Annotated in this window: 18 protein-coding genes, 1 tRNA gene, 3 pseudogenes and 1 riboswitch; of the genes and pseudogenes, 12 read left to right on the forward strand and 10 right to left on the reverse strand. The window is 70.4% G+C overall.

Annotated features, from left to right (window positions below):
* The first annotated feature begins 173 nt into the window (after positions 1-173).
* On the forward strand, positions 174-443 hold the full coding sequence (locus tag ACFYTE_RS32060) for a hypothetical protein (protein ID WP_388718197.1): 270 nt from the start codon (positions 174-176) through the stop codon (positions 441-443).
* 9 nt (positions 444-452) lie between these two features.
* Here ACFYTE_RS32060 and ACFYTE_RS32065 read toward each other — a convergent pair.
* The 7 genes and pseudogenes from ACFYTE_RS32065 to ACFYTE_RS32095 form a co-directional block, all read right to left on the reverse strand.
* Positions 453-713 (reverse strand): annotated as a pseudogene (locus ACFYTE_RS32065) (oligopeptide/dipeptide ABC transporter ATP-binding protein); the annotation flags it as partial.
* A 170-nt stretch (positions 714-883) separates the two neighbouring features.
* On the reverse strand, positions 884-1,666 hold the full coding sequence (locus ACFYTE_RS32070; protein WP_388718200.1) for a sulfite exporter TauE/SafE family protein: 783 nt from the start codon (positions 1,664-1,666) through the stop codon (positions 884-886).
* Between the two features lie 228 nt (positions 1,667-1,894).
* Entirely contained in the window at positions 1,895-2,551 is a 657-nt protein-coding gene (locus ACFYTE_RS32075) for an ABC transporter ATP-binding protein (protein ID WP_388718202.1), read from the reverse strand.
* Positions 2,544-3,455 (reverse strand): ABC transporter ATP-binding protein, encoded by a 912-nt coding sequence (locus ACFYTE_RS32080; RefSeq protein ID WP_388718405.1) that lies wholly within the window; start codon positions 3,453-3,455, stop codon positions 2,544-2,546. The genes ACFYTE_RS32075 and ACFYTE_RS32080 overlap by 8 nt, the downstream gene beginning before the upstream one ends.
* Before the next feature lie 56 nt (positions 3,456-3,511).
* Complete coding sequence (locus ACFYTE_RS32085; protein WP_388718205.1) at positions 3,512-4,408, reverse strand: ABC transporter permease; 897 nt, start codon at positions 4,406-4,408, stop codon at positions 3,512-3,514.
* A 5-nt stretch (positions 4,409-4,413) separates the two neighbouring features.
* Positions 4,414-5,382, reverse strand: a complete 969-nt coding sequence (locus ACFYTE_RS32090; RefSeq protein ID WP_388718407.1) for an ABC transporter permease — start codon at positions 5,380-5,382, stop codon at positions 4,414-4,416.
* Between the two features lie 26 nt (positions 5,383-5,408).
* Positions 5,409-6,995, reverse strand: coding sequence for an ABC transporter substrate-binding protein (locus tag ACFYTE_RS32095; protein ID WP_388718209.1), 1,587 nt, complete (start codon positions 6,993-6,995; stop codon positions 5,409-5,411).
* A 227-nt stretch (positions 6,996-7,222) separates the two neighbouring features.
* Positions 7,223-7,304: riboswitch (cobalamin riboswitch) on the forward strand.
* 161 nt (positions 7,305-7,465) lie between these two features.
* Between ACFYTE_RS32095 and ACFYTE_RS32100 the strand changes: the two genes are divergently transcribed.
* The 3 genes from ACFYTE_RS32100 to ACFYTE_RS32110 are packed head-to-tail and all read left to right on the forward strand — an operon-like array spanning position 7,466 to position 10,280.
* Entirely contained in the window at positions 7,466-8,488 is a 1,023-nt protein-coding gene (locus ACFYTE_RS32100) for a FecCD family ABC transporter permease (RefSeq protein ID WP_388718409.1), read from the forward strand.
* A 2-nt stretch (positions 8,489-8,490) separates the two neighbouring features.
* Positions 8,491-9,258 carry an ABC transporter ATP-binding protein gene (locus ACFYTE_RS32105; RefSeq protein WP_388718212.1) on the forward strand — a complete coding sequence of 256 codons (768 nt, stop codon included), beginning with the start codon at positions 8,491-8,493 and terminating at the stop codon, positions 9,256-9,258.
* Positions 9,259-9,281: 23 nt separating this feature from the next.
* Positions 9,282-10,280 (forward strand): ABC transporter substrate-binding protein, encoded by a 999-nt coding sequence (locus ACFYTE_RS32110; protein WP_388718215.1) that lies wholly within the window; start codon positions 9,282-9,284, stop codon positions 10,278-10,280.
* 6 nt (positions 10,281-10,286) lie between these two features.
* On the opposite strand, the pseudogene ACFYTE_RS32115 reads toward ACFYTE_RS32110, so the two are convergent.
* Positions 10,287-11,410: pseudogene (locus ACFYTE_RS32115) on the reverse strand (cobalt-precorrin-5B (C(1))-methyltransferase).
* Here ACFYTE_RS32115 and ACFYTE_RS32120 point away from each other — a divergent pair.
* Positions 11,355-11,628: pseudogene (locus ACFYTE_RS32120) on the forward strand (precorrin-6A/cobalt-precorrin-6A reductase); the annotation flags it as partial. The pseudogenes ACFYTE_RS32115 and ACFYTE_RS32120 sit on opposite strands and share 56 nt — an antisense overlap.
* A gap of 40 nt (positions 11,629-11,668) precedes the next feature.
* Here the strand turns inward: ACFYTE_RS32120 and ACFYTE_RS32125 are convergent.
* A complete protein-coding gene (locus ACFYTE_RS32125) occupies positions 11,669-12,226 on the reverse strand; it encodes a hypothetical protein (RefSeq protein ID WP_388718218.1) in 558 nt (185 codons plus the stop codon).
* A 405-nt stretch (positions 12,227-12,631) separates the two neighbouring features.
* Positions 12,632-12,703 (reverse strand) — tRNA-Arg (locus ACFYTE_RS32130).
* 109 nt (positions 12,704-12,812) lie between these two features.
* Between ACFYTE_RS32130 and ACFYTE_RS32135 the strand changes: the two genes are divergently transcribed.
* The 7 genes from ACFYTE_RS32135 to rho all read left to right on the forward strand — a co-directional run bounded on the left by ACFYTE_RS32135 (position 12,813) and on the right by rho (position 22,652).
* Positions 12,813-13,424 carry a response regulator gene (locus ACFYTE_RS32135; protein WP_388718411.1) on the forward strand — a complete coding sequence of 204 codons (612 nt, stop codon included), beginning with the start codon at positions 12,813-12,815 and terminating at the stop codon, positions 13,422-13,424.
* Positions 13,425-13,693: 269 nt separating this feature from the next.
* Positions 13,694-14,890 carry an ArgS-related anticodon-binding protein NrtL gene (gene nrtL, locus ACFYTE_RS32140; RefSeq protein WP_388718221.1) on the forward strand — a complete coding sequence of 399 codons (1,197 nt, stop codon included), beginning with the start codon at positions 13,694-13,696 and terminating at the stop codon, positions 14,888-14,890.
* A gap of 70 nt (positions 14,891-14,960) precedes the next feature.
* Complete coding sequence (gene lysA / locus ACFYTE_RS32145; RefSeq protein WP_388718224.1) at positions 14,961-16,352, forward strand: diaminopimelate decarboxylase; 1,392 nt, start codon at positions 14,961-14,963, stop codon at positions 16,350-16,352.
* 230 nt (positions 16,353-16,582) lie between these two features.
* A complete protein-coding gene (locus ACFYTE_RS32150) occupies positions 16,583-17,932 on the forward strand; it encodes a homoserine dehydrogenase (protein WP_388718413.1) in 1,350 nt (449 codons plus the stop codon).
* Between the two features lie 6 nt (positions 17,933-17,938).
* Positions 17,939-18,997, forward strand: coding sequence for a threonine synthase (gene thrC, locus ACFYTE_RS32155; protein ID WP_388718227.1), 1,059 nt, complete (start codon positions 17,939-17,941; stop codon positions 18,995-18,997).
* A gap of 301 nt (positions 18,998-19,298) precedes the next feature.
* The gene (gene thrB, locus ACFYTE_RS32160; protein ID WP_388718230.1) at positions 19,299-20,216 is read left to right on the forward strand and encodes a homoserine kinase; all 918 of its coding nucleotides are present in this window, start codon (positions 19,299-19,301) and stop codon (positions 20,214-20,216) included.
* 402 nt (positions 20,217-20,618) lie between these two features.
* A complete protein-coding gene (gene rho / locus ACFYTE_RS32165) occupies positions 20,619-22,652 on the forward strand; it encodes a transcription termination factor Rho (protein ID WP_388718233.1) in 2,034 nt (677 codons plus the stop codon).
* Positions 22,653-22,740 lie beyond the last annotated feature (88 nt).

Here is a 22,740-nt window from a genome sequence, read left to right on the forward strand (position 1 = left end):
CACTGTCGCCACCAGTTACGGGACAGCGCTTAGCCTGCGTGTGGACGCCGCAGTGACGATGCCGACCGCCCCAGACCAACACCGCTTGACTGATCAACCGCATCGGATGTCCGTCTCCGCCCCGCTTCAATCCGGCCAGCGCCCATGCCGCGCTCTGAGCAATCAGCCGCCTGATGCCCGAGAACGGGTCGTCGTGGCTGTTCTACCGGACCTACCCCGGCATGTACATCCCGCGCCCGATCGGCATCAGACCCGTCATCGCCGCCCGGGACCCCCGTGAACTGGCGTCCGAAGTCCTCGCCCTGACCAAGATGAACTGGAACCAGACCCGCCTGGACGGACGGCTCCCCGTCACCCTGCGCACCGCCAACCAGGTCAAGTCCGTCCTTCGCTTCTGCCCGCCCGACCAGGCTGTCGCCACCCGCTACGCCCACTACATGTAAGGCAAACCGGCAGGCGGCTGCCGATGCGAGCGGACGCTTCGGCCGCAAGCGGTAACCGGCGGACACATCACGGTCGCAGCGCGGCGCGAAGGCGCAGCCGCCGGGGACGTCGCCGAGTTCCGGGGGCATGCCGTCGATGGCGGTGAAGGCGCGGTCGGGGAGGGCCTGGAGGAGGCCGCGGCTGTAGGGGTGGCGGGGGCCTGGCTCGCCGAAGAAGGCGGCTGCGTCGGTGATTTCGACAATGCGGCCCGCGTACATGACCGCGACGCGCCTGAGCGCCTATGACCAGCCACCCGAGACAGACCTGTAGCGTCCGGGACGAGCCACGAAGCAGCAGCGATCGAGGAGTGCGCGGTTCAGGGCTTTATCACGGTGCCCGCCGTGCAGTGTGGTGAGGCTCCTTGCAGTCTTGGCGGCAGGGGGCACGCCGAGCTGTGCCTTCAGCTGAGAGCCTGCGCCGCATACAGCGCGCCAACCGCGGCGGCGAGAGTGCCCAGCAGTAGGCGAAGGAGCCGTTCGGGTATACGGGGTTGGAGGTGAGCGCCGAGGTAGCCGCCGGTCAGCCCGCCCAGTCCGCAGGCCAGTCCGAGGAGCCAGTCGGGGGCGATGTTGTCTCCTCCGGTGAGGGACAGCAATCCATAGGCGCCGGCGCTGACCAGTGAGGTCAGGAAGGTGGAGGCGAGCGCGGCAGGGGCGACCTGGGCGACGGGGATGCCGCGGCCCACCAGGATGGGCCCGAGTATTGAGCCGCCGCCGATGCCGTGGATTCCGCCGACCGTTCCGACGGCCACCGCCAGCGCGGTCACCGTACGCGGTGACGGTCCGGCCGGTGGGGCTGTGGTTGTGGGACGCAGAGTACGGGCGATGAGCCACAGGCCGAGCGGGAGCAGCAGGGCGGCGGCCAGGAGCCGGAAGACAGTTGGCCCTGGAATGGCGAAGACGCGGATGATCGCGCCGAGTATGACTCCGGGTAGCGTGCCGGCGTTCAGGCGGCGGGTCAGCGGGCCGTGGAGGAGACCGTCACGTCGGTGGCGCAGCAGGGCGCCAGGGTCGGCGACGACGTTGTAGAGCAGGTTCGTCGGTGTGACGGCTGGGCTGGGCACGCCGAGCACGCTCAGCTGTACGGGCAGCAGGAACACGGCGCCAGAGACGCCCACCGGTGCGGTGACGAGTGCGATCAGCACGCCCGCGGCGAACCCGATGGCCCCCGTTGACCAGTCCACCGTTCCCCCCCGTCCGAGCCGTCCGCTCAGTATCGGTCCCGGTCCGACGCTGCTGTACGGCGGCCTGCGATGTCCTGACCGGTGGAGTGTCCTGTGCCGCATCGTGCGAGCGGCGCCGTTCAACCGTCGCCTGCCCACCGAAGACTCCGGGTGCCTTGGCATGTGCCGCTCCGGCCGGCAGCCCAGGCCGCCGATCGTAGGTTCACGCCCGTCCGGAGATGCTCGGTGTCAACTGCGCAGCGTGTCCCAGTTGAGCGTGCGGTCGCACCAGCGGTTCAGGAGGGTGCGGTCGTGGCCGACGGCGAGCACGCCCGCGCCGGTGGTGTGGCGGTAGTTCTCGACGACCGTGACGAGTGCGGCGGTGGTGGAGGCGTCGAGCATGGCGGTCATCTCGTCGCAGATGAGCCAGCGTGGGCGTAGGACGAGGGCGCGGGCGAGGCAGGCACGTTGGAGCTGTCCGTCGCTGACTTCGTGGGGGCGTCTGGAGAGCAGGTCCGGGGTCAGGCCGACGGTTGCGGCGAGCTCGCCCACGCTCTCGGGTAGTGAGTCGCGGCGGCCGGTGGCGCGTAGTGGCTCGGCGATCATGTCGGTGAGCCGCAGTCTGGGGTCGGCGGAGAGGCGGGGCTGTTGGAAGACGATGCCGATGGCGGTGCGCTGTTTGCGCGGGGCGCGGTGGCGCCAGTGGCGTATCGGTGTGCCGTCGAGGCGGAGGGTTCCGGAGTCGGGGCGGTGCAGGAGTGCGGCGACGCGGGCGAGTGTGGATTTGCCGCAGCCGCTGGGGCCGAGCAGGCCGACGGCTTCGCCCGGTTCGACGGTGAGGGAGGCGCCTCGGACGACGGGGGCGTGGCGGTCGTATCCGGCGGTGATGGCGTGCAGTTCAAGCACGGGCGTCCTCCGCGACGTGTGGGTGGTGGCAGGCGACGGCGTTCGTCATCCGGGGCGCGGTGGCACACGTCCCGGTGGCACGGTCGCAGCGCGGTGCGAAGGCGCAGCCGTCGGGGAGGTCGCCGAGTTCCGGGGGCATGCCGTCGATGGCGGTGAAGGCGCGGTCGGGGAGGGCCTGGAGGAGGCCGCGGCTGTAGGGGTGGCGAGGGCCGGGGGCGCCGAAGAAGGAGGCTGCGTCGGTGATTTCGACGATGCGGCCCGCGTACATGACGGCGACGCGGTCGGCGATGCGTTCGGCGGCAGCGAGGTCGTGGGTGATCATCAGCAGGGCCCGGTCGGCGTCGTCGGTGTGGCGTCGTAGTTGGTCGACTGTGTGCTCGACCAGGTCACGGTCGAGTCCGGTGGTGGGTTCGTCGGCGAGCAGGAGAGGTGCGTCGCCGACCAGGGCCAGGGCGGTGGCGGCGCGCTGGGCGAGGCCGCCGGACAGCTCGTGCGGGTGGCGGTCGAGGTGGTCTGCGGGGAACGCCGCGCGTTCGGCTGCCGCTTCGGCAGCGGCGCGCAGGGCTGTGCGGCCCCGTACGCCGGTCAGTGCGGCGACCGTCTCCGCCAACTGGGAGCGGATGGTGCGGACGGGGGTCAGGTGCGCGGCCGGGCTCTGTGGGATGAGGCCGATCCGGCGGCCCCGTACGGTGCGGGCGAGGGTGCGCTCGTCGGAGGTGAGCAGTTCGAGGTCGCCGAGGCGGGCCTGGCCCGCGGTCTGGGCGTTGGCGGGGAGCAGGCCGAGGAGGGCGGAGGCGAGGACGGACTTGCCGCAGCCGCTCTCCCCGATCAGGGTGAGGCATTCGCCGGCCGCCACGTCGAAGTGCGCGTCGGTGACGGCGGCGATGCGGCGTCCGCCGGGCATCAGGAAGCGGACCGACAGCCCGCTCACCGACAGCACGGGCTGTCGCTCAGGGAGACTCACAGCATCAGCTCCGAACGGCGGCGAGGGTTGATCCGTTCCCGCCAGGCCCCGGCGAGGCCGGCGATGGCGAGGGTGGGGACGATGATGAACAGGCCGGGGAAGAGGGTCGGCCACCACTGTCCGGCCAGCAGTGAGCCGCGTGCGCTCTGGATGAGGTTGCCGAGGCTGGCCAGGTGGGTGGGCAGGCCGAGGCCGAGGAAGGACAGGGCCGACTCGTGCCACATGGCGTGCGGCACCATCAGGACGGCCGCGAGCGCGGCCTGGGGCAGCACACCGGGAAGCAGGTGCCGTACCGCGACCCGCCATCGCGACGCGCCGCCGGAGACGGCCGCGTCGATGTACGGGCGGGAACGCAGGGAGAGCACCTGGGCGCGGACGATCCGGGCGGTCGACAGCCAGTGGGTGAGCGCAACCGAGATGACCACCGGCCAGACGCCCGGCCGGAACATCGCGACGATGAAGATGCCGAGCAGCAGGTGGGGTACGGAGGAGACGGTGTCGACGACCCGCATGAGGGCGCGATCGGTCCAGCCGCCCAGAGCCCCGGCCGTGGCGCCCACGGCCGTGCCGATCACGGTCGCCGTGAGGGCAGCGGCCATGCCGACGAGCAGAGAGACCCGCAGCCCGTATACGCAGCGCAGGAGCAGGTCCCGGCCAACGTCGTCGGTGCCGAAGGGGTGTGCCCAGGAGGGCGGCAGCAGCTTGGCGGACAGGTCTACGGCCTGCTGGTCGAGCTGGACCAGCAGGGGTACGAGGAGGACGGCGAGAGCGGTCACGGTCACCAGCGCGGCCGAGGTTCGTACCCGCAGTGTGCGGGTCGAACGGCGGTTCGTGCCGGGGGAACGCCAGACGGTCCCGGACGGCTTCTCGGCGTCGACTGTGGCCTCAGCCATGGGAGTCACATTTCACTGAGCTTCACCCTCGGGTCGAACAGTCCGTAAAGGAGGTCGGCGAGCAGGTTGCCGATGAGGACGGCGGCGGTGGCCAGCGTGGTGAGGGCGGCGAGCAGGGAAAAGTCGACGGCGGTGGCCGCCTCGACAGTGGCCGCCGCGATGCCCGGCCAGCTGAAGACGCTCTCCACCAGCAGGGCGCCCGTGATCAGTTCGGGGACGCGGGAGCCGATCAGTGTGATGACCGGCAGCAGGCCGGAGCGCAGGGCGTGGCCGAGCAGGACGGTGCGCTCGCCCAATCCCCTGGCCCGAGCGCCGCGTACGGGGTCCTCCGCCAGGGCGTCGGCGACCCCTTGGCGTACGTAGAGGGTGAACCAGGGGAGCTGGGAGACGGCGAGCACGCCGGCGGGCAGGACCAGGTGGCTCGCCACCTGCCCCGGCGTGACCTGCTCGCTGGCGGTGTCCGTGAGACCGCCCGCCGGCAGGACGTCCAGTTGGAGGGCGAACAGCCAGACGGCCAGCAGCGCGATCCAGAAGACCGGAGCCGCCTCCAGGCTGTAGGCGAGCGAGCTGACGATCCGGTCGAGCCACGATCCGGGGCGCCGTGCGGCGAGCACCCCCAACAGCGTGCCCGCCAGCACGGCCGCGACGAACGCGACCGCGCACAACAGCGAGGACCACACGAGGCGTTCGCCGATCACCTGCGCCACCGGCTGCCGCATCACGCTGGACTGGCCGAGGTCTCCCCCGAGAGCGGACGTCAGCCAGTCCCACCAGCGGGCGGGGAAGGGCCGGTCCACGCCGAGGTTGTCCCGCAGCCGGTCCAGGGTCTCCTGGTCGGCGCCGAGGGCGGCCGTGCCCGCGTACGCCTTGACGGGGTCGAAGGGGGAGGCGGCGGCGATGGTGAACACGCCGAACGTGACGACGAGGAGGACGGGGACGGCGAACAGGATCCGCCGTCCCGCCAGGCGCGCCATCGCTCCCCAGGGCAGGGACGAGGCGCTCACTTCTTCGGCCGCCAGTCCTCTATGTTCCACCAGGGGCCGCTGGCGAAGCCGTGCTCGTGCGGCTCCAGTTGCGTGGTCAGCCCGGACCAGCGGTCGGCGAGCACGTAGAGGTGGTCGATGTGGGTGAGGAAGGTGTAGCCGGGGTCCTTCACGAGTGCGCGCTGAACTGTGCCGTAGGCGGCCTTGCGCATGGCCTGGTCCTGGCTGCGGCGGCCGGTGTCGAGCGCTTTGTCCACGGCCGGGTTGTCGTAGCGGGCCATGTTGTTGAAGCCGTCGCCGGCGAGCGAGGAGTGCAGCAGGGTGTAGAGGCCGAAGTCGGGGTCGCCGGTGCTGCCGAAGCCGGCGAGGACCGCGTCGCTCTTCATCCGCGGCTCGATGACCTCCCAGGTGGCGCTCTCCACCGTCACATCGATGCCGGCCTTCTTGGCGTCGGAGGCGTAGGCGAGGGCGTGGTCCTGGCGGACCTTGTCGCCCGAGGGGTAGAGGAGGGTGAAGGCCGCCCGTTGGCCGTCCTTGGCGCGGATGCCACCTTCGCCGGTCTTCCACCCTGCCTGGTGGAGGATCTGCTGGGCCTTGGTGAGGTCCTGGGGCCGCTCGATGCCTTTCGCGTACCAGGGGTCGTCGACGGGGAGAGGCCCGTACGCCGGCCGTCCCGCTCCGTCGAGGATCTTGTCGACCATGGCCTCGCGGTCGACGGCGGCGTCGAGGGCCTGCCGGACGGCGCGGTCGGCGGTGACCTTGTTCTCCTGCGGAAGGGTGACGGCGCGGAAGTCGTAGGACCTGGCGTCGTACGTCTTCAGCCCGTTGTTGTTCTTGAAGGTGGCGGCGAGGTTGGGCGGGAGGACCGCGCCGTCGAGGTCGCCGGAGCGCAGACGGGTGGCGCGTACGTTGTCGTCGGCGATGACGGCCGCGGTGAACGTCTTCACCGTCGGCTCCCCGCCCCAGTAGTGGGGGTTGGCCTTGAAGGTGAGCTTCTCGCCCTTGCTCCAGGCTGAGAGGACGTACGGGCCGGTGCCGACCGGCTTGGTGCTGAAGGAGCCGGTGTTGGGGTCCTGCTTGCCGGCGATGTGCTCGGGGACGATCGGCAGGACCGTGCGACTGGCGAACGGCGCGTAGGGGTACTTGAGCGTGAAGACCACCTTGTCGTCGCCGTCCGCCCGCACGTCCTTGATGGCGTCCAGTTCGCTGCGCGCGGTGTTGTTGGTCTTGGCGTCGAGGATCGTGTCGTATGTGAAGACCACGTCGGCGGAGGTGAGCGGCTCGCCGTCACTGAACTTCACGCCGTCACGTAGGGCGTAGGTGTAGGTGAGGCCGTCGGAGGCCACCTTGGGGAGTGCCTTCGCCAGGGCGGGTCTCAGCTTCAGGCCGGCATCGCGGGCAAGCAGGCCGTCGAAGATCTTGGAATTGCCGTCCTTGCCGTAGCCGAGCAGTGGGCTGAGGGTGTCCGGCTCGGACGCCACCCCGATCACGACGGAGCCGGCAGCCTTGCCGTCGCCTTCGCCGCTGCTGGGCGCCGAGCAGGCGGCGAGCCCGGTGACCATCGCCGCCGTGATGGCGGCACCTCGTATCCGACGGGTCGTCATCAGCCTCACCCTCTTGTTGCGATGAAATAGTTGTTGCCATCCATTTGCAGAAGAGGGCTACCCAAGGTCGTCGGGCGTCAGTCCGGTTCTCGGCCGTGATCCTTCGGGGTTGCGTGACAGACCACGGTGGGGCGGAGCAGTTCGGCGACAGCTACCTGCATTCGCCAGAGCGGGAGCGGCACGTCTGCCGCTGATCCGCCTCTGTTAGGCTCCCGACGTCTCCCTCGGGGGAAGTCCGGTGGAAGTCCGGCGCTGACCCGCAACGGTGTGCGCGGCGACCCGTGGTCGTTCGCGTGAGCCCGATCGCCCGTGGGTGGCGCGACCCGTTGACTGCTCGCCGTGGACTGCGAGAGGGGACCGCACGGTCATCGTGCCGTACGGGCTGTCTCCTTGAGTGAGGTGCCTCAGGCGGCCCCACGCGAAGGACCGCCCCGACCGTGCGCCGAAACCTCACCCCTGGCCGAATACCCCTGCCCGCCTTGGTACTTGGGCTCGGACTGCTGCTCCTGGTCTCACTCGTGTGCGGCGTCGGGCTGGGGGCCGCCGGCATCGGCTGGGCGGATGTGTTCCGGTTTCTGTGGGCCGGGAGCGCCGGCGGAACCGTGCATGCCGATGACGCCGCCGCATACACCATCGTCTGGGAGATCCGGCTACCGCGCGTCGTCCTCGGCGCGATCGTCGGGGCGGGTCTCGCGGCGGTCGGGGTGGCCGTGCAGGCGATGGTGCGCAACGCGCTCGCCGATCCCTTCGTGCTGGGTATTTCCTCGGGTGCGGCGGTCGGCGCCAATGCGGTCATCCTGCTGGGGGCGTTCGCCGGGCTGGGCGTGTGGGCGCTGTCGGTGTCGGCGTTCGCCTCGGCACTGGCGGCCATGGTCCTCGTGTATGCCGTGGCCCGGTCGCCGCAAGGGCTGACCCCGCTGCGGCTGATCCTGACCGGGACGGCGCTGGCGTACGGCTTCGAGGCCATCACCACGGTCATGGTGTTCGGGGCGGCCCGGGGCGAGGCGGCCCGCTCGGCGATGATGTGGCTGCTGGGCAGCCTGGGCGGGGCGACCTGGGCGCAGGTGCCGCTCGCCGCCGTGACCGTGGCCGCCGGGTGGGCGTGGCTGCGATGGCGGGCCGAACCGCTCAACGCACTCGCCATGGGCGACGAGACCGCCGCCGCACTGGGCGTCCAACCCGCCCGTCTGCGCCGGGAGTTGTTCGTCGTCACTGCCGCCGTGACCGGCACCGTGGTCGCGGTCAGCGGTGCCATCGGCTTCGTCGGGCTGATGGTCCCGCATGTCGTACGGATGCTGGTCGGGGCCGACCACCGGAAGGTGCTCGCGGTGGCGCCCCCAGCCGGGGCCGTGCTACTGGTCTGGGCGGACATCCTGTCCCGGCTCCTGCTCGCGCCCGCCGAGTTGCCCGTCGGCGTGATCACCGCGGTGGTCGGAGTCCCCGCCTTCCTGCTGCTCATACGGCGCGGGGGCTACGCGTTCGGAGGCCGGTGACGATGAGGCTCGACATCGAGGACGTGACGGTCGAGGCCGCCGGGATCCGGCTGGTCGAGGACGTACGGCTCGCTGTGGACAGCGGGGCGTTCGTCGGGCTCGTCGGCCCGAACGGCAGCGGCAAGTCGACGCTGCTGCGCTGCGTATACCGGGCGCTGCGCCCGGCCGGGGGAGTCGTACGTCTCGACGGGAACGACCTGCACGCCATGCAGCCGCGGGCCGCCGCACGGGAGATGGCCGCGCTGCCGCAGGAGTCGTCCGCCGAGTTCGACTTCACGGTCGCCGAGGTGGTCGCGATGGGCCGCCTTCCACACCGGAACCGCACGGCCGCCGAGGACCGCGCGGTGTGCGCTGCGGCCATGGAACGCACCGGCGTGGCACACCTCGCCGACCGCGGCTTCCTCGCCCTGTCCGGCGGCGAGAAACAGCGGGTCCTCATCGCCCGCGCACTCGCCCAGCAGCCCAAGGTGCTGGTCCTCGACGAACCCACCAACCACCTCGACATCGCACACCAATTGGAGGTGCTCTCGCTGGTCCGCGGCAGCGGGCTGACCGTGCTCGCCGCTCTGCACGACCTGAATCTGGCAGCCGCGCACTGCGACCTGCTGTACGTCATCGCCGGCGGCCGGACCGTCGTCTCCGGTCCGCCGCACGACGTACTCCAACCCGCCCTGCTCGCCGAGGTGTTCGGGGTGCGTGCGCACCCGGTGCGGCACCCGGAGACGGGCGCGGTCCAGCTCCTGTTCGACCTGCTTCAGCCCGTCAAGTAAGGACTCCCCAAGTAAGGACTCCCATGCGCAAGTTGCTCGCTGCCGCCCTCTGTCTCGCAGCCACCGTCACCGCAACCGGCTGCGGTGCGAGTGTCGAGTCGTCCGCGGACGCGAAGTCCCACGCCGTCTCGCTCACCAACTGCGGCAGGAAGGTGACGTACGACAAGGTCCCCCAGCGGGTTGTCACCAACGACGTCGGCATCACCGAGCTGATGTTCGCCCTCGGCCTGGAGAACCGCATGGCCGGGTTCGCCATGCCCGGCGACAAGGGCGACCTGACGGACGTGCCCTGGAAGGACGGCTACGACAAGGTCAAGTGGCTCTCCAAGGACTGGCTCACCAAGGAGAACGTCCTGGACGCCCGCGCCGACCTCGTCTTCGCCGGCTGGAGCTACGGCTTCCGCGAAGACAGTGGCTTCACCCCGGAGGCTCTTAAGAAGCTCGGTATCCCGACGTACATCCTCACCGAGTCCTGCCGCAACGGCCGCACCAAGACCTCGCGCGGTATCGTGCCGCCCCTGGACGCCCTGTACGCCGACCTCACCAACCTCGGGAAGCTCTTCGGTGTGGAGAAGCGGGCCGCCGCGCTGATCGCCGACTTCAAGAAGGAGATCGCCGACACCGCGGCGAAGGCCCCCGCCCACCGGCCCAAGGTCTTCCTCTACGACAGCGGTCAGGACCAGCCTTTGACGTCGGGCCGTTACGGCGCCCCCGACGAGATCATCAGCAAGGCCGGCGGGGACAACGTCATGCACGACATCGACGACTCCTGGACCGCCGTCGGCTGGGAGTTCGTCGTCGAGCGGAACCCGGACGTCATCGTCATCTGCAACTACGGCGACGTCAGCGCCGAACAGAAGCGGACGTTCCTGCTGTCGTACGCCCCGCTGCGCGGCGTCTCCGCCATCAAGCACAATCGGATCTTCGTCCTCGACTACGTCGACCTGGTGGAAAGCCCCCGCAACCCGTCCGCCATCGCCCGGCTCGGGGCGTACCTGCGGACGGTGTACCGGCACCAGTGAGGACCGTCAGCGGACCGCGCTGCGGCCCACGATCGCGCCCGCCCGGTCGATGCAGATCACGTCGACCGCGACGGGCGCCCCGCGCAGTACGGCGAGGGCCTCGTCGCGGGCTGCCGCCGCCACCAGGTCCCCGAGCGGGACCCCGGCAGCCGCGCACAACCGGAGTGCGGCCAGGCCCGTGCCGGCGTCCGCGACATCGACTGCGAGGGTCCCGTCCGCGCCGCCACGGCTGGCGAGTTCGGCCCGAGGAGCCCTTGCCGACGACCTGGGGTCGAGCGGAGGGCAGGTCCAGGTGGCCGGCGGCCGGCTTGGAGAGCTTGGCGAAGCCGCCGCAGATCGTGAGGCGGTCGACGGGATGGCGGCGGACGTACTTCAGCACCGCGCCCGCGAAGTCGCCATGTCGAGCAGGACGTCCTCGGGGAGGCCGTACGCGGTGACGACCGTCTTCTCCGAAGTCGAGCGGGTGCAGCCGGCCACGTGGGTGCGTCCGGCGACCCGTGCCACGTCGACGCCGCGCCGGATGGAGTCGATCCACGCCGAGCACGAGCACGGCACCACGATCCCCGTCGTCCCCAGGATGGACAGCCCGCCCAGAATCCCGAGCCGCGGGTTCCAGGTGGAGCGGGCGATCTCCTCGCCGTGGACGACGGAGACGGTGATCTCCACGTCTGTGCTGCCGCCGTTCGCGGCGGCGACCCGGGCGATGCGCTCGCGCATCATCTGGCGGGGCCACGCGTTGACGACCGGTTCGCCCACGGGCAGGGACAGGCCGGGCCGGGTGATCGTGCCGACGCCCGCGCCCGCCTTGAAGACGGCTCCGGTCCCGGCGGGCAGCCTTCGTACGGTCGCCCGGATCAGCGCGCCCTGGGTGACGTCCGGGTCGTCGCCCGCGTCCTTCGCAACCCCGGCCATGGCGGTCTCGTCCCTCAGTTCCTCTGCCGCCAGGGCGAACGACGGCGTCCGTCCCCTGGACAGCGTGATCGTCACCAGGTCGGGGAATTCGCCGGTCACCAGCGCGGTGCACCCGGCCGTCGCCGCCGCGTCGCGCAGGCACCGGGGGTCCATCCGGGCCACCTGTGGTTCCACGTACGGTCCGTGGACGCGCCCGAACCTCCCGCCTCGCCCCGCATGGAGGTGCTGGTCGACCGCGGCCCCCTTCACCCCCGACGGGGAGCGCGCGCTGCTGCGCCGGCACCGGATCGACATCGTCGTGACGAAGAACAGCGGGGGCACGGCCACCGCGCCGAAACTGACGGCCGCGCGCGAGGCCGGCCTGCCTGTGGTCATGGAGCGCAGGCAACCGGTCCCCGATGGCGTGCAGGCCGTGTCACTGCCGGAGCAACAGTAGCCACATGAGAGGCGGGCGATGTATCGCCCGCCTCTCACAGCTACGTGAACTGCTTAATTGCTGCCTTCGCGAGAAGCGAGTAACCCAGATAGAAGTGGCTGAGCTGGGCGACGACTTCTAGGTAGCGCAGCGTGTTCCATGCATGTTTAGCTTCATCGCTAGAAAGTTGGTCGAGTTCTTCCGCGCCATCTCCCCAGTGGATCAGGTCACCGTACAGGAAAAGTTTTATCAGTGCTTCCGGCTTGGCGTCGGCGTTAGGGATGCTTCCCGTGTGCCAGCCCCGCGCCTCACACACAGTGCGGTCTGCCATGTAGGTCAGGAGGTACGCGCGCAACTGTCCGTGAGCTCGGTTCCATCGCCTTTGTATCTCATCGCGGCGGTCGCGATCAGGGTCCGGGGTGCTGTGGATGCGGCGTCCGATAATCTTGCGCACCTTGGTGTAACTTGCTCGTTCCTCGTTGCTGTACAACTGTCGGAAGAGCACGGTGGTGCCTCTGATGGCTTCCCGAGGTGGAAATTTCGCCGTGAGTGTTTGTTTCTGACTTCCGTCTTCGGCGCGCTTGACGCTCAACTTAATTCCAGCATCGCTGCTGAGCACCGTTGACTCCGCTAGTTCTTCGCAACACCTGACGTAGCGTTTGATTATTCCGAGCTCTTCTGCGGAGAACCCATCCAACGAGGGGAGTTGTCGGGGGTCTGGCAGATCAAAAACGATCTTGAGTAGCTGCCACCAGTAGGAGTACCCAGCGGGGTTTGTTGTCCTGTCGGCGTAGGGAGGGGGGAACCGCAGTGGCTGAGGGAGGGCTGTCGCCCGAAACTCCTTGGCTGTGATCTCCACCCGTCGACCTCCTGTACGGACTGGACGACCCACCGAGGCTGTGTCGGAGGTGTGTCGTGAACGCTGAGAGACAACGAGAAAGAGCGGGAGTCAGTGAGACTGACTCCCGCTCTCTCGTGTCGGCATCTGCCCAGGTCTCTAATCAACTTTGGATGACCAGGCGAGTGCCCCCGGCAGGATTCGAACCTGCGCACACGGCTCCGGAGGCCGTTGCTCTATCCCCTGAGCTACGGGGGCGTGTCGGGTGTGGAGCTGTTGCTCGTTGCGACGGGTAGAACACTAGCAGGTCTCTCGGGGTGATCAGGAACGGGTTTGCGGTGGGTGGGGCTCCCTCGGACGGGTGGAAGTGGGGAAAAGCCGGACGCGGTGGCCGGTCCCGACCTACTCTCGTGGTGTGCCAGGCGCTTCGGGGCGGGTGCTTGTTGTGGACGACAACAAGGTCATCCGACAGCTGATCAGGGTCAATCTCGAACTGGAGGGTATCGAGGTCGTGACCGCGGCCGACGGTGCCGAGTGTCTGGATGTCGTTCATCAGGTGCGGCCCGACGTCGTGACGCTCGATGTCGTAATGCCCCGGTTGGACGGATTGCGTACCGCCGCGCAGTTGCGGGCCGATCCGCGGACGCATGATCTTCCGCTTGCCATCGTCAGCGCCTGTACGCAGAACGAGGTCGAGGGTGGGCTCGACGTCGGTGTCGACGCCTTCCTCGCCAAGCCCTTCGAGCCCGCCCAGCTCGTACGGCTCGTACGGCAGCTGCTTGAGCGGGGCCGCGAGGGGGCCGGGCGTCAGGTGGGTGGCGGGGGAGTGGGTGGCTCTCTCAGTGGTGATCTTGGTGGGGGCGACGAGGGCGGGGCCGATCTCCGTGGGATGGTCGGTGGTGCTCGGCTTGAAGACGGCCTCGAAGTGGGGGATGTCGGGGGAGGGGCGCGTACCCCTGACTCCGAGTTCTCCAGCTAGAAATGGGCGGCGGGGCGATCGGCGGGTGCGCCGCCTTGGGCAGGTAGTGCAGGCAGGACGTGAGGTGAGCTGCGTCGCCTGTCGCCTTGTCTGGCTCCTGCCTCGCCTTGCGCCAGCCGCACCCCACGACAGGACCTCCAGGCCCCGAGCCCGACCCCCCGGTCCCCGGCGTGCCGTCCTCGCGTGCGGCCCCCGCGACGGTGTCCGTATCGCGGACCCCGGCCGAACCTGTTCGCCTACCCGCTCCCCTCCTCCCCTACGCTTGTCCCGTGACCCCCGTCGAGTTCTCCCGTACCGTGCTGGGCGCGGTGCGTCGTGCCGTGGACGGGGGGGAGCTGAGCGTGACCGTGCCTGAGCGGGCCGTGGTGACCGCCCCCGGGCCCGGGGGGTGCGGGGACTACGCCACCAATGTCGCCCTGCAACTCGCCCGGTCGGCCGGGAAGCCCGCTCGGCGGGTCGCCGAGATTCTGCGGCCGTATCTCGTCGGCGCCGAGGGAATCGGGGACGTGGTCGTCACCGGCCCCGGGTTCATCAACATCAGCCTGGAGCCGGGCGCGGCATCCGTCGGTGCGCTCGTGCGTGAGATCCGGGACCGGGGCGCCGCCTACGGTCACGGTGACGCGCTCGCCGGGCAGATCGTCGCGTTGCGGGTGCCGTACGAGGCGCGGGCCGAGGTCGTCGCCGACGCGCTGGTGCGGATCGTGGCGGCCCAGGGCGGCCGGGTCGAGATCGGGCACGGTGAGCCGGTGAACCTGCGTCCCGTGCCGGCCCCGGAGGACCCCGCGCCGCTCGGGCCCGACGCCGCCCGCTGGGCGCTGCTGTATCCCGCCCCGCACGACCGGCCCCGGATCACCGCCGACCATCTGGTCCAGCGCGAGGGCAATCCCCTCTTCCGGGTCCGTTACGCGTACGCCCGCACCCGGGCCCTCACCCGCAACGCCGCCCGTCTCGGCTTCACCGCCGAACCCGGCGACGACCTGACCGACCCGACGGTCGCACCGGCCGACCCGACGGTCGCGCAGACCCAGCCGACGATCACAAGCACGGCCGCCCCGGCCCACCCGACGATCACGGGTACGGCCACCACCCCGGCCATGGCCACCACCCCGGCCGCACCAGCCACAGGCACCAGCACGGCCGCATCGACCCACCCCACGGCGACACAAACCCGCGGCATCCTCGCGACCCGCCCGTCCGCCGCGACCGTACGCCCGCTTCTCGCCGCCCTCGCCGATCACCCCCGCATCCTCCGCGCCGCAGCCCTGCACCACGGCCCGGACCGGATCGCGCGGCATCTCGTCGCCGTCGCCGATGCCGCGCTGCCGTTTCTGCCGACCGTTCTGCCGCACGGTGACGAGAAACCCTCGGCCGCCCACCGCGCCCGGCTCGCGCTTGCCGAAGCCGTCGGGACGGTGCTGGCCGGCGGCCTGTCCCTGCTCGGCATCGATGCCCCCGACCACCTCTGAGTGCCCCGGTGAAAGCCCTGGAGAGCACCGGAGCAAGCCTTGAGAGCCTGAGAGTCAGAGAGCCACTGTCATGAGTCGTTCCGCACATCCCGCCGGGCCCCGTCACGCCGATGTCCTCCCGGAGGGCCACTACTCCGCCCCGCCCACCGACCTCAACGCGCTCGACACCAAGGTGTGGGCGCACACCGTCGGCCGCGGCGCCGACGGTGTCGTCACCGTGGGCGGCATCGACGTCAAGCGGCTCGCCGAGGAGTTCGGCACGCCCGCGTACGTCCTCGACGAGGAGGACTTCCGCACCCGGGCGCGGGCCTGGCGCACCGCCTTCGGGCACGACGCCGATGTCTTCTACGCCGGGAAGGCGTTCCTGTCGCGGGCCGTGGTGCGCTGGCTGCACGAGGAGGGGCTCAACCTGGACGTGTGCTCCGGGGGCGAGCTGTCCACCGCGCTCCTGGCGGGCATGCCGCCCGAGCGGATCGCCTTCCACGGCAACAACAAGTCCGCCGAGGAGATCGAACGGGCCGTGCGGGCGGGCGTCGGCCGGATCGTCCTCGACTCCTTCCAGGAGATCGTGCGGGTCGCGCACATCGCGCAGTCCCTGGGGAAGCGGCAGAAGGTCCAGATCCGGGTCACCGTGGGCGTCGAGGCCCACACCCACGAGTTCATCGCCACCGCCCACGAGGACCAGAAGTTCGGCATCCCGCTGGCCGGCGGGCAGGCCGCGGAGGCGGTGCGGCGGGCGTTGCAGCTCGACGGTCTTGAGGTCATCGGGATCCACTCCCACATCGGGTCGCAGATCTTCGACATGTCCGGCTTCGAGGTCGCCGCCCACCGGGTGGTCGGCCTGCTCCAGGACATCCGGGACGAGCACGGTGTGGAACTGCCGGAGATCGACCTGGGCGGCGGGCTCGGGATCGCGTACACCAGCGACGACGACCCGCGTGAGCCGCACGAGATCGCCAAGGCGCTCACCGAGATCGTCTCCCGCGCGTGTGAGGCCGCCCGGCTGCGCACCCCGCGCATCTCCGTGGAGCCCGGCCGGGCCATCGTCGGGCCGACCGCGTTCACGCTGTACGAGGTCGGCACCGTCAAGCCGCTCGACGGGCTGCGGACATACGTCTCGGTCGACGGCGGCATGTCCGACAACATCCGGACCGCGCTGTACGACGCCGAGTACAGCGTGGCGCTCGTCTCCCGGGCGTCGGATGCCGGGCCGATGCTGTGCCGGGTCGTCGGCAAGCACTGCGAGAGCGGGGACATCGTGGTCAAGGACGCGTTCCTGCCGGCCGATCTGGCACCCGGTGACCTCATCGCGGTCCCGGCGACCGGCGCCTACTGCCGGTCCATGGCCAGCAACTACAACCATGCGCTCAGGCCGCCGGTGGTCGCGGTGCGCAGCGGTGAGGCCCGGGTGATCGTGCGGCGCGAGACGGAGGAGGACCTGCTGCGGCTCGACGTCGGGTGAGCCCGGCGCCGGGTGGATCCGCCGTCGCGTGACACTGGGGGTCCGGCATCGGGTACGACCACCGCGTCGGGCGACGGCAGCGGGCGACGGCGTCTGTGAGGCCGGAAGATCTCCGGTTTTCCGTCCCGGCACAATGAAATAGACGTCTCACGATCCGGACGAAGGGTAGAAACCGCCGTCCGGTGAGTGAGACTGGTCCAACCGTAGACGGTATGAGGAAACGAGGTCGGATGATGCGTACGCGTCCGCTGAAGGTGGCGCTGCTGGGCTGTGGGGTTGTCGGCTCAGAGGTGGCGCGCATCATGACGACGCACGCCGACGACCTCGCCGCCCGTGTCGGAGCGCCGGTGGAACTGGCGGGCGTGGCCGTGCGCCGGCCCGACCGGGTGCGCCAGGGCATCGACCCGGCCCTGGTCACCACCGACGCCACCGCCCTGGTCAAGCGCGGGGACATCGACGTCGTCGTCGAGGTGATCGGCGGCATCGAGCCCGCCCGCACCCTCATCACCACGGCCTTCGAGCACGGCGCCTCCGTCGTCTCCGCCAACAAGGCGCTGCTCGCCCAGGACGGCGCCGCGCTGCACGCCGCGGCCGAGGAGAACGGCGAGGACCTCTACTACGAGGCCGCCGTCGCCGGTGCCATCCCGCTGATCCGGCCGCTGCGCGAGTCGCTCGCGGGGGACAAGGTCAACCGCGTGCTCGGCATCGTCAACGGCACGACCAACTTCATCCTCGACAAGATGGACTCCACGGGGGCCGGCTACCAGGAGGCGCTGGACGAGGCCACCGCCCTCGGATACGCGGAGGCCGATCCGACCGCCGATGTCGAGGGCTTCGACGCCGCGGCCAAGGCCGCCATCCTCGCCGGGATCGCCTTCCACACGCGCGTGCGCCTCGACGACGTCTACCGCGAGGGCATGACGGAGGTCACCGCCGCCGACTTCGCCTCGGCGAAACAGATGGGCTGCACCATCAAACTGCTCGCCATCTGTGAGCGGGCCGAGGACGGCGGGTCGGTCACCGCGCGCGTGCACCCCGCGATGATTCCGCTGACCCACCCGCTCGCTTCCGTGCGCGGCGCGTACAACGCCGTGTTCGTGGAGTCGGACGCCGCCGGGCAGCTCATGTTCTACGGTCCCGGCGCGGGCGGCGCGCCCACCGCGTCCGCGGTCCTCGGCGACCTGGTGGCCGTGTGCCGCAACCGGCTGGGCGGGGCCACGGGGCCCGGCGAGTCGGCGTACGCCGCGCTGCCCGTATCGCCCATGGGCGACGTCGTCACGCGCTACCACATCAGCCTCGACGTCGCCGACAAACCGGGCGTTCTCGCCCAGGTCGCCACCGTGTTCGCTGAGCACGGTGTTTCCATCGATACGGTTCGGCAGCAGGGTAGAAATCAAAGCAGCGGCGACGCAGTCGCCATCGAACAGGGTGGCGGTGGGCGACGGGAGGGCGGGGAGGCATCCCTCGTCGTCGTCACCCACCGCGCCTCCGACGCGTCCCTGTCCGGGACCGTCGAGGCGCTGCGCAAGCTCGACACCGTGCGGGGTGTCGCCAGCATCATGCGGGTTGAAGGAGAGTAACCAGCAATGACCCACCAGTGGCGCGGAATCATCGAGGAGTACCGGGACCGGCTGCCGGTATCCGACACCACACCGGTCGTGACGCTCCGTGAGGGCGGCACGCCCCTCGTGCCCGCGCAGGTGCTCTCCGAGCGCACGGGCTGCGAGGTCCACCTGAAGGTGGAGGGTGCCAACCCGACGGGGTCCTTCAAGGACCGCGGCATGACCATGGCCATCAGCAAGGCCAAGGAGGAGGGGGCCCAGGCGGTCATCTGCGCCTCCACCGGCAACACCTCCGCCTCCGCCGCCGCGTACGCGGTGCGTGCCGGGATGGTCTCGGCCGTGCTGGTCCCGCAGGGCAAGATCGCGCTCGGCAAGATGGGCCAGGCGCTGGTGCACGGTGCGAAGATCCTCCAGGTCGACGGCAACTTCGACGACTGCCTCACGCTCGCCCGTAACCTGAGCGACAACTACCCGGTGGCGCTGGTCAATTCGGTCAACCCGGTGCGTATCGAGGGGCAGAAGACGGCCGCCTTCGAAATCGTGGACATGCTGGGCGACGCCCCGGACATCCATGTGCTGCCGGTCGGCAACGCGGGCAACATCACCGCGTACTGGAAGGGTTACCAGGAGTACGCCGCCGACGGTGTGGCGGCCCGGACCCCGCGGATGTGGGGCTTCCAGGCGTCGGGCAGCGCCCCGATCGTACGAGGCGAGATCGTCAAGGACCCCTCGACCATCGCCACCGCCATCCGCATCGGCAACCCCGCGTCCTGGCAGTACGCGCTGCGTGCCCGAGACGAGTCGGGCGGCCTCATCGACGAGGTGACGGACCGTGAAATCCTGCGTGCCTACCGGCTGTTGGCCGCGCAGGAGGGCGTCTTCGTGGAGCCCGCGTCCGCCGCGTCGGTGGCCGGCCTGCTGAAGGCCGCCGAGCAGGGCCTGGTCGACCCCGGTCAGCGCATCGTCTGCACGGTCACGGGCAACGGCCTCAAGGACCCCGACTGGGCCGTCGCGGGCGCCCCGCAGCCGGTCACCGTCCCGGTCGACGCGGCCTCCGCGGCCCAGCGGCTGGGGCTGGCCTGACGGTCTCGGCGGCCGAACCGGCAACCCCGTCGGACGGGTCAACCGGGTCGGCCTTCCCGGCGTCCTAACCTGGGGACTCCCTAGGAGGGGTGCACGGGGGGCTTGCGACACGCATCGTGCGCCTCCCGTGCGCCCTATGTCGCCGCAGAACCTTCCTTCGATAGGCTGTACAGAACCCGCCTGCCGCATATGCCCGCGCATACAGCGGTGCCGCGCCGTCTCCGCGGCCCGAGGTCAGGTCACGTACGTACGTATCGAATGTCATTCGACAAGCACGCAGCTCAAGGAGAGTCATCGAGCGATGGCCGGTCCAGCGTTCCGCGCCGCCGCCGTCCGGGTGCGCGTTCCCGCCACCAGCGCCAACCTCGGCCCGGGCTTCGACGCCCTCGGCCTCGCGCTGGGGCTCTACGACGACGTGGTCGTCCGGGTGGCCGACTCCGGACTGCATATCGACATCGCGGGCGAGGGCAGCGAGACGCTCGCACGTGACGAGAACCATCTCCTCGTACGCTCCCTGCGCACCGCCTTCGACCTGCTGGGCGGACAGCCCCGGGGCCTGGAGATCGTCTGCGCCAACCGCATTCCGCACGGCCGTGGCCTGGGCTCCTCCTCGGCCGCCATCTGCGCGGGCATCGTCGCCGCGCGGGCGGTGACCATAGGCGGCGAGGCCCGGCTCGACGACCCCGCCCTGCTGGAACTGGCCACCGAGATCGAGGGCCACCCCGACAACGTGGCGGCGTGTCTGCTCGGCGGTTTCACCCTGTCCTGGACCGAGGAGGGTGCCGCCCGGGCCATCAGGATGGAGCCCGACAATTCCATCGTTCCGGTGGTTTTCGTGCCCGGGAGGCCGGTTCTCACCGAGACCGCGCGCGGTCTGCTGCCGCGCACCGTGCCGCACGTCGACGCCGCCGCCAACGCGGGCCGCGCCGCCCTGCTCGTCGAGGCCCTGACCAGGCGCCCCGAGCTGCTGCTGCCCGCCACCGAGGACCGCCTCCACCAGGAGTACCGCGCACCGGCGATGCCGGAGAGCACCGCGCTGGTGGAGCGGCTGCGCGCCGACGGGATCCCCGCGGTGATCTCCGGCGCCGGACCCACCGTCATGGCGCTTGCCGACGCCGGCACCGCCGACAAGGTGCAGGCCCTGGCGGGCACCGGCTGGGCCGCCAACCGGCTGGGCCTCGACCTCCGGGGAGCGAGCGTGCTTCCGCTTGCGACCTGACACCCGGTTGCCGGATTTGGAGAGGGGGAATGTTTGTTGGATCCGGTAGTGTTAACCTCAAGTCTGCACCCGACCCCACCATGGCGAGGTGCTTCGTGTCCCCGTCCGGGACAGACATTCTTCCGGGAGCCTCCCAAGCCACTTCGTGTCCTGTACGTCGTACCTGGGCAGTACGCCGCACTAGGGCACTGAGCGGATCGCCGGGCACGCTCCGGAATCGGTGCGACCACGCCACGTGACACTGGGTGCCACGGCTCAAGGAAGCGCCATCACCAGAAATCTCTTCCGCCGCTTTGGCGGACCACCGCCCCGGCACGGTCCACACAGCAAGGGCCGAAGCCGGACAGCACAACCGGTCGCCGAGCCAGACAGGCCGACGTCCGCTCCAGGGAAGGACCCTTCGTGAGCGACACCACCGATCTGATGGGCGCACGTGTCGAGGAGACCGCTGCCGCGCCCGCCACGGACGCCTCCGCGCCTGCCAGCGGTGCCGGCTCCCGGCGGCGCCGCGGTGCCGGCCTTGAGGGCATGGTGCTGGCCGAGTTGCAGCAGGTCGCATCCGGCCTCGGCATCAGGGGCACGGCGCGCATGCGCAAGAGCCAGCTGATCGAGGTCATCAAGGAGGCGCAGGCCGGGGGCGCCCCCGCCGGGGCAAGTGCCCCCGCGGCCAAGGCGGACGCCACCGAGACCAAGCCGAAGCGCCGTGCCACCTCCCGGACCCGTACGGGTGAGGAGGCGGACAAGAAGACCGCCGGCAAGGCCGAGGCCCCCGCCGACAAGGCCGTGACCCAGCAGCAGATCGAGATCCCCGGCCAGCCCTCTCCCAAGGTCGCGGCCCCCGCCGAGCAGGCGGGCACCGAAGACGGCGCCCCCGCCGAGCGCCGTCGGCGCCGCGCCACCGCGGAGGCGGGCAGCCCCGAAACCGTCGTCGCCGAGGCGAAGACCGAGACCAGGGCCGAGACGCCTGCCACCAAGCCGACATCGGCCGAGCAGGCCGGCGGCTCCGCGCAGGGCGAGGCCAAGGGCGACGGCGGCGAGGGCGAGGGCCGCGGCCGTCGCGACCGCCGCGAGCGCGGGCGGGACCGTGACCGTGACCGCCGGGGCAAGGGCGACGAGCAGCAGGGCCAGGGCCAGGGCGGCCGGCAGCAGAACCAGCAGGGCGGCCGCCAGGACCGGCAGCAGCAGCAGGACGACGACGACTTCGAGGGCGGGCGCCGTGGCCGGCGCGGCCGCTACCGTGACCGCCGTGGCCGCCGTGGCCGTGACGAGATCGCCGAGCCGCAGCTCGCCGAGGACGACGTCCTGATCCCCGTCGCGGGCATCCTGGACATCCTCGACAACTACGCCTTCATCCGTACGTCCGGTTACCTTCCGGGTCCGAACGACGTGTACGTCTCCCTCGCCCAGGTCCGCAAGAACGGCCTGCGCAAGGGCGACCACATCACCGGCGCGGTCCGCCAGCCCAAGGAAGGCGAGCGGCGCGAGAAGTTCAACGCGCTGGTCCGTCTGGACTCCGTCAACGGCATGGCCCCCGAACACGGGCGCGGCCGACCGGAGTTCAACAAGCTGACGCCGCTGTACCCGCAGGACCGGCTCCGCTTGGAGACCGACCCCGGCGTGCTCACCACCCGGATCATCGACCTCGTCTCGCCCATCGGCAAGGGCCAGCGCGGTCTGATCGTGGCCCCGCCGAAGACTGGCAAGACCATGATCATGCAGGCGATCGCCAACGCGATCACTCACAACAACCCCGAGTGCCACCTGATGGTCGTCCTCGTCGACGAGCGTCCGGAAGAGGTCACCGACATGCAGCGGTCGGTCAAGGGCGAGGTCATCTCCTCGACCTTCGACCGCCCGGCCGAGGACCACACCACGGTCGCCGAGCTGGCCATCGAGCGGGCCAAGCGGCTGGTGGAACTGGGCCACGACGTCGTCGTGCTGCTCGACTCGATCACGCGTCTGGGCCGGGCCTACAACCTGGCCGCGCCGGCCTCCGGCCGCATCCTGTCCGGTGGTGTCGACTCGACCGCCCTCTACCCGCCGAAGCGGTTCTTCGGTGCGGCCCGCAACATCGAGGACGGCGGCTCGCTGACCATCCTTGCCACCGCCCTGGTGGACACCGGGTCCCGCATGGACGAGGTGATCTTCGAGGAGTTCAAGGGCACCGGCAACATGGAGCTGAAGCTGGACCGGAAGCTCGCCGACAAGCGGATCTTCCCGGCGGTGGACGTCGACGCGTCCGGTACGCGTAAGGAAGAGATCCTGCTCGGCAACGAAGAGCTGTCCGTCGTCTGGAAGCTGCGTCGTGTTCTGCACGCGCTCGACCAGCAGCAGGCGATCGAGTTGCTGCTCGACAAGATGAAGCAGACCAAGTCGAACGTCGAGTTCCTGATGCAGATCCAGAAGACGACGCCTGCGCCTGGTAACGGCGACTAGGCGCTCCGCTGGGTTTGGCCGGGGTGCGGCGCCGTTGGGCGTCTGCGGTCGGTTGGGTGCGGGTGGGGTGTGGTTTTGCGCAGTTCCC

Source organism: Streptomyces sp. NPDC004629, from assembly GCF_042873595.1.
Classification (GTDB): domain Bacteria; phylum Actinomycetota; class Actinomycetes; order Streptomycetales; family Streptomycetaceae; genus Streptomyces.